We start from the raw sequence: 16,898 nt of genomic DNA, 5'->3' as shown, positions 1-16,898 counted from the left end.
AAGCTTTGATTTATATTCAGTGAATTATGCTGATGCATATAAAATTTTGAAACCACTAAAGCTAAAAGTAAAAATTGATAATATCTCCATAAAAAATAGCCAGAATGATCTGACTATTTTTGTGACTTCCAAGGATTTTAAACTGCTTCATTTACCAATGGGGTTTCAACTGTAAAGTTTGGCGGTGTTAATACCGTTTTTCTTAACTCAGGTGAAAGCTCAGGATAATCAAGCGTGTAATGTAGACCTCGTGATTCTTTACGCTGCATAGCACAACGAACAATCATCTCTGAAACCATGACCAAATTACGCAGTTCAATCAAGTTCTTACTAACATGATAGTCTTGATAATATTCAGTAATTTCTTTCTTCAACATTTCAATACGATGCAAGGCACGTTGTAAACGTTTTGTGGTTCTTACAATTCCGACATAGTTCCACATGGTTTGGCGGAGCTCATCCCAGTTTTGCAGAATCACAACATCTTCATCTGGATTGGTCGATTGTGAAGCATCCCATTCAGGCACGGTCGGTATATCAAAGTGATGATTAAACTTTGCCTCTATGTCCTTGGCAGCACTCATACCATATACAAAGCATTCAAGCAGTGAATTGCTGGCCATACGGTTAGCCCCATGTAAACCTGTGTACGATGTTTCACCAATCGCATATAAACCAGCTAAATCAGTTTGGCTATGTTCATCGACCACCACGCCACCGCAAGTATAGTGTGCTGCTGGAACAACAGGGATCATATCCTTGGTGATATCAATACCAAGTTCCAATAAGCGCGCATATAAGGTTGGGAAGTGTTCTTTAACAAATTCAGCTGGTTTATGACTGATGTCTAACCAGACATGACGGATGCCTAAGCGTTTAATTTCATAATCAATGGCGCGTGCAACAATATCTCGTGGAGCAAGCTCGGCACGTTCATCAAAGCGCAGCATAAAGCGTTCACCGTCAGGTAAACGTAAATACGCACCTTCACCACGCATTGCTTCCGTAATCAGAAATGAGCGTGCTTGAGGATGATATAAACAGGTTGGATGGAATTGATTAAATTCCATATTTGCAACACGACAGCCTGCACGATATGCCATGGCAATACCATCGCCTGTGGCAATATCAGGATTTGATGTATATAAATAAGCTTTCATTGCACCACCACAAGCCAAGGCCGTGAATGGGGCTAAAAAGGTATGAACTTTTTCGTTGTTTTCATCAAGTGCATAAAGACCAACCGCACGATTGGGCTGTTGTTTATGTCCTAATTTATGTGTGGTGATTAAATCAATCGCAATGTAATTTTCAAAAATATGAATATTTTTCTTTTCTTGAGCGCGTTGAACCAGTGTGGTCGAAATGGCTTTACCTGTGGCATCGGCTGAATGAATAATACGACGTTGTGAATGTCCACCTTCACGAGTGAGATGTAATTGTTCATCTTCATCTAATGTAAACTTTACACCATGGTTAAGCAAGAAATCGACAGAAGGTCGACCACCTTCAACGGTATGTTTGACTGCATCAATCTCACATAACTGTGCGCCTGCAATCATAGTGTCATCAATATGCTGTTGAATAGAATCTGTTTCATCAAGTACAGCAGCAACACCACCTTGTGCAAAATATGTGCTTGCATCGGTTAAGGTTGATTTTGCTAAAACAGCAATATTAAAATGTTCAGGCAAAGATAAGGCTAAACTTAAGCCTGCACCGCCACTCCCCACAATAACCACGTCAAATTGATGAGTTGTACTTAAATTAGACATGTCCATCAGCTAATTTGAAAAATGTTTGCTAATAACACTCTTTTTTTTAACAAATTACAATAGTCACATGTGTCAGATTTTAGTATAAATAAGATATTCCAAGGCTTTTAATATAAAATTAAGTAAAGTCTTGTTTTATAAAAAAATGTAAACATATTTTTACGTAACGATATTAAATAATATGTTACAAACATTTTTAAGCAAATAATCATCAGATGTGGGTTCGTGAGAAATGAGTAATGGTCTAATACAAAAAGGAATGTATGCAGCAGTATTTACTGTCGCTGCGGCAACATCACAAGTTCAAGCTTCAACACCTGTGGATTTTTCTAACTTGGTTGAACAAGTCAGTCCAGCTGTTGTAAGTGTTAATGTTGTTAAAAAGTTATCTCAGGAAGAGTTGTTACAGCAACAAGTACCTGAAATTCTAAAGCGTTTCTTTGGTAATCAAATCATTATTCCACAACAACGCGCGCCACAAGAAAAGACTGCGTATGGTAGTGCATTTTTTATTAGTAAAGATGGTTATTTACTGACAAATCACCATGTGGTTGAAGATGCATCTAAAGTGACGATTATGCTGAATGATCGCCGTGAAATTGATGCAAAAGTGGTGGGCAGTGATGAACGTACAGATGTGGCTTTATTGAAAGTTGAGGGGAATAATTTCCCATCATTATCTGTGGGTAATGTAGATCAACTTAAAGTCGGGCAGCCTGTTCTAGCAATCGGTTCGCCATTTGGTTTTGATTATTCTGCATCAGCAGGGATTGTCAGTGCCAAGTCACGTAATATGATGGGTGAAACCTCTGTTCCATTTATCCAAACTGATGTGGCATTAAATCCGGGTAACTCAGGTGGTCCGCTATTTAACCAACAAGGTCAAGTTGTTGGCGTAAACTCTCGTATCTTTAGTGGTACGGGGGGGTATATGGGCTTGTCATTCTCTATTCCAATTGATGTAGCAATGGATGTTGCTGATCAGTTGAAAAAGAATGGTAAAGTAACCCGTTCTTATCTTGGTGTAATGCTGCAAGATATTGATCGAAACTTAGCAGAAGCTTATAAATTAGATAAACCAGAAGGTTCGTTGATTACCCAAGTTGCGCCGAATTCACCTGCAGAAAAAGCGGGCTTTAGATCAGGCGATGTAATCTTAAAATATAATGGTTCGCCAATATCACGCACCTCTGAATTATTAAATTATTTGAATCGTACTCAACCTAATCAATCTGTTAAGCTCGAAGTTTTACGTGACGATAAACCAAAAGTAATTACAGCAACTTTAACTGTTGCACCAGATGATACCCCTGCAAAAGTTGACAATACCAACACTTCGGCTAAACCAAATAAAGGCCCTATCATTGGTGTTGCGATTCGTGCTTTAACTGAACAAGAAAAGAATCGTTTAAATGTTAAAGGTGGTGTGTTTATTCAAGATGTGACCAGAGGTGGCTTAGCTGCACAGTCACGAATTTTACCTGGTGATGTGATCACCCAAGTAAATAACAAGAAAGTAAATACACCGAATGATTTTGTTGATGCTATTTCAGAGCTACAGAAAAATACGGTAGCGCGTGTAGCGATTGTTCGTGAAGGGCAACATGCTATGATTGGATTACGTATTCAATAAATACAACTGATCAGAATCAGCCACTCAAAGAGTGGCTTTTTTATGTCAAACTTATACGGATGGTTGAAAGAGTGGAAAAGGAAAGAAGATATGAGTTCAGTATTTGATTTAAGAATCAAAGTAAAACCAGAGCATATAGATGTCTTAGGTCATGTAAACAATGTGGTCTATGTACAATGGATGCAGGATGTTGCATCTGCACATATCGAAACATTGGGTGTTGGACTCGATCAATATTTAGAAATGAAACATGCAATGGTTGCCGTAGAACATCATGTTCAGTATCGCAAAGCAGCAATGTTAGATGATGATATTATTTTGAGAACTTGGTTATACGAGATCAACGCACTTTATTCTTTCCGTCAGTATGCTTTTTTTAATGCCAAAGACCAAAGCTTGCTCTTTACTGGCAATACCAAATGGGCATGTATAGAAATTGCTTCAGGGCGTCCGAAACGGATGTCACCGACTTTTATCCAAGCCTATCAACCCATTGATCCTGAAATAGATCCTTTTGATTTAAGTTCAATCATTTAAATTGCTTGGATTTTTAGATGAAGTGCAACAACACATAAAAAAATCTTATATTTAATGAAAGCGACCTCCCTGTTAAACACGAGAGGTCGGTATGTTTTATATTAATTCGACTCGTGGAAAGTCTACTGGCGTATCCAGTGCAATATTGATGTAGTTGGTGAATATATTCAAAGCCACATGCGCCATGATCTCAACGATTTGTTGGTCATTAAAACCTACATTGCGAAGTGTTGCGATATCAGCATCAGTCATCTGAGCTCGTTGATTGACCACCTTTAAAGCAAAAGTCAGTGCTGCTGCTGTTTTATCATCAGCTGCTTTTCCTATTTGCGCTTCAACCATTTCAGCAGCGCTAGCGCCAGCATTTTGACCGAGTACAGTATGTGCTGCTAAGCAATATTCACAGCGGTTTAAATTGGCGATTGCAACAGCAATCTGTTCACCTAATTTTGCACCAAGTGTACCTTTACCTAAGGCAGCAAAAGCGGACCACATGCTTTGTAAAGCTGCTGGCGAATTTGCCACTGCCTTAAACATATTTGGAGTCGTGCCAAAAGCTTGTTGAATTTGGGTTAATAAAGGTTGACTTGCTTGGGGTGCAAGTTGAGTGTCAAGGTTGATACGTGACATGTTATTCTCCTTATAGGATCGTAGTGATAGTAGAAGTGCATCAAACTTTGATTATTATGTGTAAATTCACTGTATGATTAGATACAATATGTTCATAAAATATATCAATTCGTTCAAATGAAAACTATTCACCCCATTGATCGCCTTTCAGGTCTACTTGACCGTTTCCGTATGCAGGCAGAGTTGTACCATACTGGTGTGTTATGTGGCGTCAGCCATTTTGATGCTTGTGAAGGGTTTGGCTATTTACATGTCTTACGTCAGGGACAACTGGAAGTCAGTCATCCAGCTATGGCGCATTTGCCAAGACGTATGCGTTTTGATGAACCAACGCTACTTTTTTATCCTGGCCCAATTACACATCATTTTCATAACCCGCCCAGAGAAGGTGCTGATTTTACCTGCGCGCGGTTGATACTGGATGGTGGGCAACAGAATCCACTGGTAAGGGCATTACCTGCCGTAATTGCACTTCCTCTAGCGCGTGTACAAGGATTGGATCAGGCGCTTGCGCTATTATTTGCTGAAACAGACCATGCCCGTTGTGGGCAACGATTATTAGCGAATCGGTTATTTGAAGTGGTGGTACTTCAACTATTACGTTGGTTATTAGATCATCCTCATGAAGCAGGGGTAAGCACTGGACTTATTATTGGTCTTTCAGAGCCACGTTTGGCGCGCACGCTGGTGGGAATACATGAATATCCAGGTGAATCGTGGACACTAGAGCGCATGGCTGAACTGGCATGTATGTCTAGAACAGCTTTTGCCAATACCTTCCGTGATGTGATGGGACAGACACCAGCTGAATATTTAACAGACTGGCGTATTGCTTTGGCACAAAGTAGATTGCGTGAAGGGCATTCAATTAAAATATTGGCTGAAGAACTGGGTTATGCTAATCCATCAGCATTATCTCGCGCATTTTCAGTCAGAGTAGGTATGTCTCCCCGAGAATGGTTGACCAGCCATCCTGTCTAATGCTTAGTGTAATGATTTATGACTTAACTTAAACACTTCACCGATTGGAAAATTGAGCAGGGGAATCAACCATTACGGCTTCAGCACCTAACTGTTTTGCTATTCGATAGTCTGCTTCAGAATTGATACCGAACAGGACAATACGATTTGCTGCTTGTGTCCTAAAGCAGTTCATAATTTCCTTATCCCAAACAAACTCTGCTTTTGAACGGCCTTCACCTAAGGTATAGGTTTCTACAACCTCAACCTGCCGTCTTAACTCCAAACCGTGCCATCCAATTGGTTCTTGAGCAGCCTGACAATTATGGTTCAGCGCGACACGAGCTAAAATATCCCGAGTATCATCTCTTGCAACAAAATACGGAATTTGACCGACCTGTTTGACGGCATCTGTATAATGGCGTTCAGTAGAGTAGAGCCTTACTCGGTTAAGTGAGTTGGTGGAAACGAGTACACGTTTAATAGCCGTAGCAATTTGCACCGGATCTGCATCAGGCGATTTAATATCAATATAAAAAGTGGTTCGAGGAAATTGAGTAAGCACCTGTTGAAGTGTTGGGATACGGATTCCTTTACCTCTCCATGGGTAAATTGTTTGTTGTCCTGCATTGCGGGCGACATTCCATCCAGCATCCAAGCCCTGTAATTGTTTTACAGTATATGCAGAGACCAAACCTTGGCCATTACTTAAAGCATTCAGATTATTAGGGCGATAGAGTACAGGAACACCATCATTACTTAACTGTACGCTGATCCAGATCACATCTGCGTGATTCCTTAAAGCGAGATCAATTGCATAGGCTGTGTTCTCAGGTGCATCTGCCGTTCCACCGCGATGCGCAACAATTAGTGGTGATTGACCAGTTTGATTTGAGTAAGGTGCTGCATTTAATGCCATGCTATGTAATCCATGACCGAATATGCATATCAACATGATGTTTTTAAACAAGCTATTTTTCATAATAATATTGCAACCTATTGATTAAAATTTATAGCCATATTGGAGTCTTATGCCATTTTCACTATATTTTTTCGCGAACTGTCCTTCATAATTGACCGAAAACCCGTGGGTGTTGGCGATATCGACATTGAAACCAAAATTGATGATGCCTGTGTTCTGATTATTGGGAACATCTAAATAACCAGCATCTCCAGCAATCAGTGAGTTATTTGATATAAATGTTAATTTGCCCGCTTTATCATTATTTTTTAGACGGTTTTGCCATGCTAAGCTTGCATTTAAACTTAGAGATGTTGTATCCCATACGTTCCATTTTTGAGATATATCCAGACCGACAGTTGAAGATACACGGTCAATATTCGTTTTTTCACTATTTAGTGAATAGTATCCATTACTTTGTTGAATGGAATCATTTTCTAAGTAGTCGTATGCAACACCGATAAATGGTTCCATATATAGGTTATTGCGTTGCAATGCATAGCCCATCTCAGCGTTCAACTGATAAGTACGACCATTGTATTTTGCATTAAATTGACCATCATTCTGATCATTAAATCGTGATTTAACCTCATTACGTCCCAATGTACCACTGAAACGAAAATTGATTTGATCAATTTGAGTCCCTGTATAGATACCGAACTGATAATTATCGATTTTAGCATTGGCATTATTTTTGTTATTTAAATCTTTGCTATTAATGGCTGCAGTTATTCCGATTGCCCAATCTCCAAGTGTAGTATCTGCGCCTAAAGCTAGACCCTGCCTCTGAACATTATAATCATGCATCTTGGCATTGCTGAGATTATTCCATTCCCCCAGACGAGACTTGCTTTTTGAGTCTGAAAAATCTATCCAAGCATTATTACTGTTCTCCTGATTACGTTGAATATAGCGTAGACGTTGATTGGTTAAACGACGATTGCGATCCATATCCTGAAATTCTTCTGCCAGAATATCGCCATGAATTGATGCAATTTGGGTCGCTTTTTCAGCTCTAGCTTGCTCCAATAACTTTGCTTCAGCAGCGGCTTTATCGGCAGCGGCTTTATCGGCAGCGACTTTTTCCGCGGCAGCTTTATCGGCAGCGGTTTTCTCAGCAGCGGCTTTATCGGCAGCAGCTTTTTCAGCAGCGGCTTTCTCTGCGGCAGCTTTCTCAGCAGCGGCTTTTTCCGCGGCAGCTTTATCGGCAGCGGCTTTCTCAGCGGCAGCTTTTTCAGCAGCAGCTTTCTCTGAGGCAGCTTTATCGGCAGTGGCTTTTTCCGCGGCAGCTTGATCCGCGGCAGCTTTCTCAGCGGCAGCTTTATCGTTAGCAGCTTTCTCTGTGGCAGCTTGATCCGCGACAGCTTTTTCAGCAGCAGCTTTCTCTACGGCAGCTTTATCGGCAGCGGCTTTCTCTGCGGCAGCTTTCTCTACGGCAGCTTTCTCTACGGCAGCTTTATCGGCAGCGGCTTTATCGGCAGCAGCTTTTTCAGCAGCAGCTTTCTCAGCGGCAGCTTTTTCAGCAGCAGCTTGATCCGCGGCAGCTTTTTCAGCAGCAGCTTTCTCAGCGGCAGCTTGATCCGCGGAAGCTTTATCGGCAGCAGCTTTTTCAGCAGCGGCTTTATCGGCAGCAGCTTTCTCAGCGGCAGCTTTTTCAGCAGCAGCTTGATCCGCGGCAGCTTTCTCAGCGGCAGCTTTTTCGGCAGCAGCTTTTTCAGCAGCAGCTTTATCCGCGGCAGCTTTATCGGCAGCGGATTTCTCAGCGGCAGCTTTTTCAGCAGCAGCTTGATCCGCGGCAGCTTTATCGTTAGCAGCTTTCTCTGCGGCAGCTTTATCGGCAGCGGCTTTCTCTGCGGCAGCTTTATCGGCAGCGGCTTTCTCAGCGGCAGCTTTTTCAGCAGCAGCTTTCTCTGTGGCAGCTTGATCCGCGATAGCTTTTTCAGCGGCAGCCTTGTCAGAAGCGGCTTTTTCCGCGGCAGCTTTATCGGCAGCGGCTTTCTCAGCGGCAGCTTTCTCTACGGCAGCTTTATCGGCAGCGGCTTTCTCAGCGGCAGCCTTGTCAGCAGCGGCTTTTTCCGCGGCAGCTTTTTCAGCAGCAGCTTGATCCGCGGCAGCTTTATCGGCAGCAGCTTTCTCAGCGGCAGCTTTTTCAGCAGCAGCTTGATCCGCAGCTTTATCGGCAGCAGCTTTCTCAGCAGCGGCTTTATCGGCAGCAGCTTGATCCGCGGCAGCTTTATCGGCAGCGGCTTTTTCAGCAGCAGCTTGATCCGCGGCAGCTTTATCGGCAGCGGCTTTTTCAGCAGCAGCTTGATCCGTGGCAGCTTTATCGGCAGCAGCTTTCTCAGCGGCAGCTTTTTCAGCAGCAGCTTTATCCGCGGCAGCTTTATCGGCAGCGGCTTTTTCCGCGGCAGCTTTATCGGCAGCAGCTTTTTCCGCGGCAGCTTTATCGGCAGCAGCTTTCTCTGCGGCAGTTTTATCGGTAGCGGCTTTCTCTGCGGCAGCTTTCTCAGCAGCGGCTTTTTCCGCGGCAGCTTTCTCAGCAGCGGCTTTATCGGCAGCAGCTTTTTCCGCGGCAGCTTTATCGGCAGTTAAGTCCCTGAATTGTAATTTAAGTTTCTTATCTTCTTCAGTTTTTGTTAATTCTGGTTGAATATTTTCAGTAGCAATCGATGTAAGATAGTTATTATTAAATATTCCATTAATTTTTGTAGCATCCATTAAGGTATATTCATTACCTTGATAGCGGAGGGTATCATTTTTCCCAAGTAATTTATCTGGGCTTTGTTCATAGGTCTGGAAGTTAGCTCCATTTAAATAAGCATTACCCCGAACAACCAATTTGTCCACTTGCTCATTTTTGTCTCTAATTTTGGCTGAATATGTGGCGTCAGGGCTAAATTTAATATCTCCATTAATAGTAAATGTACTAAATCCTGTTTGATTGTAAAGTGATGGTGCAAATCTGCCACTATTGATTTCGATTGTTGCAGACTGACCTTGACCAGACAGTGTCCCTAATTTATTGACAATAATGCCTGAAGATAAAGATCCTGTGATATCAATACCACCTTCATTAATGAAAGTATTGCCTGCATAGGTATTGTTTCCCGATAACTGTAATGTTCCACTGCCTTTTTTAATCAGACCACCGCTACCAGCGATATTGTTTGACCAAGTATCGAATGAACATTCAGCTGCATCACAACTACGTTCTCTGGTTGTGCCAATATCATATTTTATCCCTTGGCCCATATTGACGGTGAAATCACCATTTCCAAAAGTATTGGCCAGATTATCCAGATCATCACCCAAATTTTGTTTTACATCCTCAGCAAGCATGTTTTTTACATCATCCGCTGAAGCAAACATTGCTGGTCCTTTAATGGCGTTTTCCAGATCAATTTTTCCCCAACCAAAGTATTTATCAATTACTTTGGCACGACCGTCAGTTACTCTACCATTTTCATCCATATCAGCAGCTGTGGTTTTTAAAACAGAAACAGTCTGGCTGGAGCTCATATAGGGAAAGCGTTCCATAAGAACAGCGAGAGCACCTGTGGCATGTGGTGCAGCCATTGAGGTTCCAGTCATATACTCATAATTATCAGCAAGCTTTCCATCTTCAACTTTAAATGTTGAACTATAAATTCCTGTTCCGGGCGCTGCCACACACCACAATGCGGTATAACCACATTGTGAAGACCCTGTATACAGTGTTTCTTTGGTGCTATCGTCATTCACCAAAATTTGAGTTTGTCGAAGACCTTGACCGACTTGTTCCCACAAATAGTCTTCTTTGCCAATTGCAAGATTTGCTTGACGTAAATATTTTTTATTTTGAAAAGTAACTTCAAAAAATTGTAAATCATCACCCGCACTGAGCGTTTCACTATCTTCTGGAACAGTGATTTCTTTACTGCGAACCAATGTTAGATTACTGACAGTAAGATAATTGGGCAGTAAGTCATTATAAACGATAGGCATCCCTTGAAAGGCACCAGGTTCGTTATAATGATTGTAATTTCCAGCAGCAAAAATGTTGACTACGCCTTGTTTTCCAGCTTCTCGAAGGGCCCTGATTTGGTTGACAAGCCCATTGTTTGATTTGTCATTTGCCCCAAAATTGAATTTTTGACCATTACGTTCAATTATACCGTCTTCAGCTTCAACTACATCTTTCACTGTAATTGAAATTTTAGATTCCCCCCTTTTCGTGGGGGTGGTCGTATATATGACTCGATTTAAAAAATCATAGGGTTTGGTTTTATCAGACTTTTTTTCAAAGTCTTTTACTGTTGATGTGCTTATACCATCGATACCAATCAAGTCTTTCCATTGAGGATCTCCAGGATTGATGCCATAGTCTTTATCTCCCTCTGTACCCCAGCTATTATTAATTAGACGAACTGCCGTAGTGTCGAGAAAAGGGTAAATATTATTATTCATATGTTGTGCAAAAATATCTGCACCATAGGCTACGCCGTGCATGCCTTGATCATTCTTTTTAGCACCAATGATCCCAGAAACATGAGCGCCATGGGTATAATCTTCGGCATTGAATCCGTCAGCTACTTTACTGCCGATACTTAAGTCTGAATTATGTTCTTTACCATCTTTATTGGGGGTTACAAATGTGAGTTTGTCAGTAAGTTCGCTTATTCCTGAGGGAAAGTCTGAATCTGCAACCCCAATGGCAATTCCCTTACCCGTATAGCCTTTTTCATAAGCATACTGCGCACCAATACGACTTAGTCCCCAATTGGCATTGAACTCATCAGTTTCAGCACGCAGTGGTACTGCAAAGGAGGACGATGAAATAATCGGATACCCCAGCAAAATACTACGTAACAGTATGCTTAACGTTTTTTCTTTAAATATACGTTTCATCTAAATTTTTTAACCCTGTAAGTTTTTGTTTCTGTCGTTTATGTATGTGGAGTGAAAATAACTCAGTGATTTTTAACTTAATTTAAACCATGCCATCATTTATATTTAATATTGTAAATATATGATTTTACCAAGGTTTATATATTTTTTGTCGAGCCTTTACGTTCGACAAGTAAATGAATCATTTGGATGTTATTTAATTTATTTTGTCCTGTGACAAAATAAATTAAATAATGGGACGATACCATAATGATTTAAATAATCAATTTTTTTTGCATAAATAATTGTAAAAATTATACGATTTTTATGATCAATTCTTATGCGTTGATTGACTGACTATCTTCATGTGTCACTGAGAAAATACACTTAAAAAAAAACACTCAGATGAGCAATCGCGAATTTCAAAAAAACATTAAATTAGACCAGAGCTAATGGTTTTTTGCCGTGGATATTGTGCGCAATTTTTAGCGATTTTGTGATTAAACCCGTTTCCAAATGGATACCATAGATTTGTATAAGTCTTCTGTAATTCTATTCATATTGGATCATGCTTTGCGCATACTGAGATCGCTCAATGTAGACAGTAAGTGCAATGATAACTACATCAAAAGGCTCCTTAGCTTATGAATTTTATTATTAATTTGATGAAATTTTTCATGTAGTTAAATATGTACTGTTTCGTTAAACAGCATCTAGAATCTAGTAATTTTTTAATTAATGAAGTGGTAATCTATGAAAAGTTTGACCAAGAATATTCTGATCATCGGTGGAAAAGGCAAAAATGGACGACGCGTCGTAGAGAAATTAAAGTCGCATAAATTTAATCCAATTGTCACTACTCGTACCATCAATGCGCATGTAGAAAATGAACGGTATTTTGATTGGAATGACAGCAGTACATTTGGCCCAGCACTGAAGAATATTGAAATCGTTTACATTGTTCATCCAGATACTTCAATGTTAGGAGCAGAACAACAGATTGAAGGATTGATCACAGAAATGATGAATCAGTCTGTTTCCAAAGCTGTATTATTATCAGGCAGAGGTCAGGCATCTGTTGAGAAGTGTGAAAAAATTTTAATGCAGTCCCAACTTGATTGGACTGTCATTCGTTCAGCATGGTTTAACCAAAATTTCAGTGAAGGTCATTTTCTACATGGTATAAGATCTGGTGAAGTGACATTTATGGCAGATACTGTAAAAGAACCATTCGTTGACTTGGAGGATTTGTCAGATGTTGTGGTTGAATGTCTGACTGATGATTTACATAACGGCAAAATTTATGAAGTCACAGGATCAGAGTTATTGACTTTTGCAGAAGCGGTGAATGCTATCGGAGTAAAGCTTAAGCGAAATATACAGTATCAATATCTTAATCAAAAAGCATATAAACAATATCTGCAAAATGCAGGATTGGATAATTTTATTGCAGAACATATGGCGCAGGCATTTTTTGAAATATTAGATGGGCGAAATGAAAGTATCGGCAAAGGTGTTACTCAGGTTCTGGGGCGAGATCCGATTAAATTCACTGATTTTGTAAAATCAAATAAATTCTAGTTTTATGATTTATAAGGTAGCAAAGCGATGTCTTCAGAATTATCAATTTCACAGAAATATTTAACCAAACTGGGCGTGGAAGGTGAGTATTTACCTACGTTTGAGAGTCTAAAAAAGTTGTTATTTCTACATGTAACCAGCATCCCGTTTGGAAATATTTCTTCTTTTCTTGGTGATAACGTGTCTATGGAATTATCACAGATCGCAGATAAATTACTTGATCAAGGACGAGAAGGCTATTGTTTGGAACAGAGTACGCTGACTAGAACAGTATTAAGTGAACTGGGATATGAGGCTTTTAATCTTTTGGGGCGCGTATATTATCAATCTCAACCTATAGAAGCTCCGATTCGTACTCATCTGGTGACTGTGGTAAAACTGGTGGATAAATTATATTTATTTGATCCCAGTTTTGGTGGAACGACTCCGACTGCCGTTCTTTCACTGGATAAGCTCGGGGAAATTCAGAATACACCGCATGAAGCTTTCCGTTTTATTGATGTAAAAGACAGTGGTGTTGCTGAAAGTGCCCTGACAGGTGTGAAGATTATGCTTCAAGCTTATATACGTGATGAGTGGGTCAATATTTATGCACTTGATTCAGAACAGAAAGTCTCGGAGTCGGATGCTGTGATTGCCAATTGGTATATTGCAACATCACCAGATTCTATATTTACTCAACATTTGATGCTTGCTGCAGTTACTCCAGATGAACGAATAAACTTAAGTGGAACGACTGTAAAGATCCATGGTAAAAATCATTCAATAAAAAAAGAGCTCACAAGCGAAGATGAATTTCGCGAATATCTTGAGAAGTATTTTAAAATTAATACACAACAATTGAATGTGGCTTTCATATTTAAAAAAATAATCAATTCTGCCGAGTGAAAGATGCGCTTCTGAGAACAACAAGCACCGCTTGCAACCTGTTGAATAGGTCTGAATGAATCATCGAAAACAGATATAAAGTATGATTCACAATAATCACTAGGTTGCAGCTTGTGCATATTTTCAGCATAGTATAGGTTCAGGAACATAATCCTTAATCAAAATTCAATACATGAATAAATAGGAAGTCTCAGAGAAAATCTCAATCATAAATGGAGGAAACTTTGGGTCTAAAGCTACGAAAAAACCGTGCGCCTTCGCCAAATAATGTCTGTCCCTTGAGTAAGAGTATGGCACTGCTACGGGGCGCTTGGACTGCAGAAATTATCTGGTGTTTAAGTGCTGGACCACGTCGATTTGGAGAGTTAAGAGCTGACTTGCCATCAATTACCGCAAAAGTATTGACAGAACGTCTACGTCATTTGGAAAGTAAAGGAATTATACAACGTCTGCCAATCCCGACATCGCCGCCCTCTGTAGAATACAAATTAACAGTTATTGGTGTAAAATTCCTACCTGCTATTCACGCAATCGCCAAAATTGGTGATGAACTCAAATTTGGCATGCCAGATTCCGAAGCTGATTTAAATGAATACAAAAGCTAAGCATGAAAATACTTTGAGTTAAAAATGTTTTACACAATACCTTTTTAATATACGCAGCTGTGGTTTATTCCTGCGCAGGATTGTTTTTAAAGGATTCTCTAAACTCAGAAGGTGAGTAGTTAAATGTTTGGGAGAATACTCGGCTGAATGCTGCCTGAGAGGAATAGCCAACAAGCTCAGCAATATGAAAAATACTTTTTTGCGTAGTTAATAGCAATTCACTGGCTAATCGCATTCTCAGCGATTTTAAATATTGTATTGGGGTGGTCCCGACAGATTCTGTAAATTTCTTGTAAAAGCTTGATTTAGAATAATTGGTAGATTTTGCGAGTTCTTCAACGGTCCAGTCAAAATGCGGGTGATTATGCATTAAAGACATGGCTTTACTGATCATCGGTTCCTGTAATGCTGAAATCCAGCTTTTATGATTGGGTTCAACAGTGCTAAGCCAGCACCGAATTGACCAGATAAATAATAGATCAATAATTCTGGTCAGCATAATCTGACTGCCTATCGAAGGTGCTTTAAGTTCCTGTTGAATTGCATGAACAGTGATTGGAACCCATTCTGCAATAATATTTGTGGCTTTACAGGTAAAAGGGACATGAATAAAAGCAGGTAACCCCTCGGCAATAGCTGAGCCATAAATACCTGAAAAATCGATTGTACAGGTGATGATTTTAGCATCCTGAAATGCATCTGTATTCAAGCTTATACTGTGAAAGTTACCAGGTAAAACCACAACTATGTCGCAATGTTTTAATTCCAGATGATGTTCCAGATGATCCATTGTTAAAAGGCATTTTTCTTTCTGAATAATATGTATATAGCCATGATTTGGAGAAAATTCTAGTATTTCTCCAGACAAAAGAGTTGAAATACTATGGATTTTGCCTGCTATACCTGATAACCGATAGATATCAAAAAAAGTATCTGAAAACGAACTAAGCATATTTTTGGAATTCCGAGAAAAATACTGTTTCTGCAAAAACTTTGCATTCTTGGTGATTGTTAGCTTGTGATTTATGTCTAATAATCATTGCAAGAAGCTTTGACTGACCAAAAGTATCAATTATTAATTCGCTCTTAATAGTTATGCCACGAAACTTCTTGAAAAGCTAGATCACTTGAATATGAACATAATAATTTTATGGAGTAGCGAATGGGTTTAAAACTTATGATTAGATCGGTAGATGTTTTTTGTAGGGAGCAGCTACCTTTTTAGCTGGTTAATGATTTTGCGAAATATCGGAAAATCTGAGGTTGTGAAAAGCATAATAAAATATTGAAAAAGAGATATAACATGGACGTTATAAGCCACTACAAAAAACATCTGTTGTTGCTGTTGGTTGTATTATTTCTTGTTGGAATAGTATGGTATTTAAAGCCAGAAACCAATACTGTAAGAGCCCCATCAAGTTCAAACTCCGCGTTACAAAATCAGCAATCGTTGAGTACTGTTGCGTCAGTTTCTGATACAAATCAGCAAGTCTTAAAGTTTCATGGTGTTATGCCTGAGTTGGCATCATCACTGCGGGGGACAGAGGTAAACTGTCCTTTACAGGTTGATACTAAAGGGCAGTTGGTTTTATCGCGTGGAATTCGTGACTGCTTCGATTATTTTCTTTCAAGTATTGGTGAAAAAACGGAAAGCAGTATTGTTGCTGATATTCGTCAATACCTTGCTGGTCTTCTACCAACGACTGCTCAACCTTATTCTTATCAATTACTTGATAAGTATATTGATTATCTACATCAGCGTGAAAAGCTACCTGCAGCTCAGACCAACAGTGCAAAGGACTTTAAAACAGTTGCGTCAGCTATGGTTAAACTGCGTAGACAGATTTTTACGCCACAGGAAGCAGATGTATTTTTTGCCCAAGAAGAAAGCTATGACCAATATGCAATTGCTCAGTATGCCATTAATAATGATAAACGCTTAAGCACAGATGAGAAGGCAGAAAAAAGTGCAGCATTGCTGAATGAACAGCCAGAAGAACTGAAAGCAAGTATGCAGCCAATTTTACAATACAACCAATTACAGGAATTGACCACTGAGATTAATCAACGTGGAGGTTCAGCAAGTGAGCTGTACGAGATGCGTAAAAAATTAGTCGGTGCGGCAGCAGCAGATCGCCTCACTCAGGTTGATTTACAGGAAAGCCAGTGGCAAAAAAGAGTAGATAGTTATCTTGCAGCGAGAGCACAAATTACAGCGAGTCAGCAAGATGCGACTCAACAACAGGCTGCAATAAATGAATTACGCAATAGATCTTTTAGCAGCCCAGAAGAACGAATTCGTGCACAGACTTTTGAACAGATGCAGGCGAATTCGAATAAAAAAGTCGCTGAATAGGCAATGAGGAAATTATCAATAACAGAAATATAGCATTGAGAATTAAACAAGGAGATTTTCAGGGAAATATTTTGAAGTATCAAGAAATCAATGTAATACAAAAATA

General features: G+C 39.8%; 12 protein-coding genes. 7 read left to right on the top strand and 5 right to left on the bottom strand.

Translation table 11 applies throughout. The annotated features are described in order from the left end of the window. Nucleotides 1-137: 137 nt before the first annotated feature. Nucleotides 138-1,781 (bottom strand): L-aspartate oxidase, encoded by a 1,644-nt coding sequence (gene nadB / locus M2R48_RS14685; RefSeq protein ID WP_262086588.1) that lies wholly within the window; start codon nt 1,779-1,781, stop codon nt 138-140. A 226-nt stretch (nt 1,782-2,007) separates the two neighbouring features. On the opposite strand from nadB, the gene M2R48_RS14680 reads away from it, so the two are divergent. Further along, a complete protein-coding gene (locus tag M2R48_RS14680; protein WP_004823133.1) occupies nt 2,008-3,408 on the top strand; it encodes a Do family serine endopeptidase in 1,401 nt (466 codons plus the stop codon). Between the two features lie 90 nt (nt 3,409-3,498). After that, nucleotides 3,499-3,945 (top strand): thioesterase family protein, encoded by a 447-nt coding sequence (locus tag M2R48_RS14675; RefSeq protein ID WP_324099783.1) that lies wholly within the window; start codon nt 3,499-3,501, stop codon nt 3,943-3,945. Nucleotides 3,946-4,041: 96 nt separating this feature from the next. Here the strand turns inward: M2R48_RS14675 and M2R48_RS14670 are convergent, their stop codons facing one another. Beyond that, nucleotides 4,042-4,575 (bottom strand): carboxymuconolactone decarboxylase family protein, encoded by a 534-nt coding sequence (locus M2R48_RS14670; RefSeq protein ID WP_262086586.1) that lies wholly within the window; start codon nt 4,573-4,575, stop codon nt 4,042-4,044. A 117-nt stretch (nt 4,576-4,692) separates the two neighbouring features. On the opposite strand from M2R48_RS14670, the gene M2R48_RS14665 reads away from it, so the two are divergent. Then, a complete protein-coding gene (locus tag M2R48_RS14665) occupies nt 4,693-5,556 on the top strand; it encodes an AraC family transcriptional regulator (protein ID WP_262086585.1) in 864 nt (287 codons plus the stop codon). A gap of 37 nt (nt 5,557-5,593) precedes the next feature. On the opposite strand, the gene M2R48_RS14660 is transcribed toward M2R48_RS14665, so the two are convergent. After that, complete coding sequence (locus tag M2R48_RS14660) at nt 5,594-6,454, bottom strand: glycerophosphodiester phosphodiesterase family protein (protein ID WP_262086584.1); 861 nt, start codon at nt 6,452-6,454, stop codon at nt 5,594-5,596. Nucleotides 6,455-6,538: 84 nt separating this feature from the next. After that, nucleotides 6,539-11,383: a histone H1-like repetitive region-containing protein gene (locus M2R48_RS14655; protein ID WP_262086583.1), complete on the bottom strand. Its 4,845-nt coding sequence runs from the start codon at nt 11,381-11,383 to the stop codon at nt 6,539-6,541. A gap of 732 nt (nt 11,384-12,115) precedes the next feature. Between M2R48_RS14655 and M2R48_RS14650 the strand changes: the two genes are divergently transcribed. From M2R48_RS14650 to M2R48_RS14640, 3 genes are all read left to right on the top strand, one after another. Beyond that, complete coding sequence (locus M2R48_RS14650; protein WP_262086582.1) at nt 12,116-12,943, top strand: NAD(P)H-binding protein; 828 nt, start codon at nt 12,116-12,118, stop codon at nt 12,941-12,943. 27 nt (nt 12,944-12,970) lie between these two features. Further along, nucleotides 12,971-13,831, top strand: a complete 861-nt coding sequence (locus M2R48_RS14645) for an arylamine N-acetyltransferase family protein (RefSeq protein ID WP_262086581.1) — start codon at nt 12,971-12,973, stop codon at nt 13,829-13,831. A gap of 290 nt (nt 13,832-14,121) precedes the next feature. Beyond that, nucleotides 14,122-14,436 carry a winged helix-turn-helix transcriptional regulator gene (locus tag M2R48_RS14640; RefSeq protein ID WP_262086580.1) on the top strand — a complete coding sequence of 105 codons (315 nt, stop codon included), beginning with the start codon at nt 14,122-14,124 and terminating at the stop codon, nt 14,434-14,436. A gap of 64 nt (nt 14,437-14,500) precedes the next feature. Here M2R48_RS14640 and M2R48_RS14635 read toward each other — a convergent pair whose 3' ends face one another. After that, nucleotides 14,501-15,388, bottom strand: a complete 888-nt coding sequence (locus M2R48_RS14635; RefSeq protein WP_151802995.1) for an AraC family transcriptional regulator — start codon at nt 15,386-15,388, stop codon at nt 14,501-14,503. A 351-nt stretch (nt 15,389-15,739) separates the two neighbouring features. Here M2R48_RS14635 and M2R48_RS14630 point away from each other — a divergent pair, with 351 nt between their 5' ends. Further along, nucleotides 15,740-16,792 carry a lipase secretion chaperone gene (locus M2R48_RS14630; protein WP_262086579.1) on the top strand — a complete coding sequence of 351 codons (1,053 nt, stop codon included), beginning with the start codon at nt 15,740-15,742 and terminating at the stop codon, nt 16,790-16,792. The last annotated feature ends 106 nt before the right edge of the window (nt 16,793-16,898 follow it).

The sequence above is a fragment of the Acinetobacter sp. I-MWF genome, from assembly GCF_025433935.1.
GTDB classification, from domain to species: Bacteria; Pseudomonadota; Gammaproteobacteria; order Pseudomonadales; family Moraxellaceae; genus Acinetobacter; species Acinetobacter guillouiae.
Note: the sequence above shows the minus strand (reverse complement) of the source record. Positions and strands in the feature narration are given on the sequence as shown.

Excerpts from the sequence above, each read along its gene's own strand:
- M2R48_RS14640 (WP_262086580.1), top strand. The coding sequence starts at position 14,122 with ATGGCACTGCTACGGGGCGCTTGGACTGCAGAAATTATCTGGTGTTTA.
- M2R48_RS14675 (WP_324099783.1), top strand. The coding sequence starts at position 3,499 with ATGAGTTCAGTATTTGATTTAAGAATCAAAGTAAAACCAGAGCATATA.
- M2R48_RS14660 (WP_262086584.1), bottom strand. The coding sequence starts at position 6,454 with ATGGCATTAAATGCAGCACCTTACTCAAATCAAACTGGTCAATCACCA.
- M2R48_RS14680 (WP_004823133.1), top strand. The coding sequence starts at position 2,008 with ATGAGTAATGGTCTAATACAAAAAGGAATGTATGCAGCAGTATTTACT.
- M2R48_RS14655 (WP_262086583.1), bottom strand. The coding sequence starts at position 11,383 with ATGAAACGTATATTTAAAGAAAAAACGTTAAGCATACTGTTACGTAGT.
- M2R48_RS14650 (WP_262086582.1), top strand. The coding sequence starts at position 12,116 with ATGAAAAGTTTGACCAAGAATATTCTGATCATCGGTGGAAAAGGCAAA.
- M2R48_RS14645 (WP_262086581.1), top strand. The coding sequence starts at position 12,971 with ATGTCTTCAGAATTATCAATTTCACAGAAATATTTAACCAAACTGGGC.
- M2R48_RS14630 (WP_262086579.1), top strand. The coding sequence starts at position 15,740 with ATGGACGTTATAAGCCACTACAAAAAACATCTGTTGTTGCTGTTGGTT.
- nadB (WP_262086588.1), bottom strand. The coding sequence starts at position 1,781 with ATGGACATGTCTAATTTAAGTACAACTCATCAATTTGACGTGGTTATT.
- M2R48_RS14665 (WP_262086585.1), top strand. The coding sequence starts at position 4,693 with ATGAAAACTATTCACCCCATTGATCGCCTTTCAGGTCTACTTGACCGT.
- M2R48_RS14635 (WP_151802995.1), bottom strand. The coding sequence starts at position 15,388 with ATGCTTAGTTCGTTTTCAGATACTTTTTTTGATATCTATCGGTTATCA.
- M2R48_RS14670 (WP_262086586.1), bottom strand. The coding sequence starts at position 4,575 with ATGTCACGTATCAACCTTGACACTCAACTTGCACCCCAAGCAAGTCAA.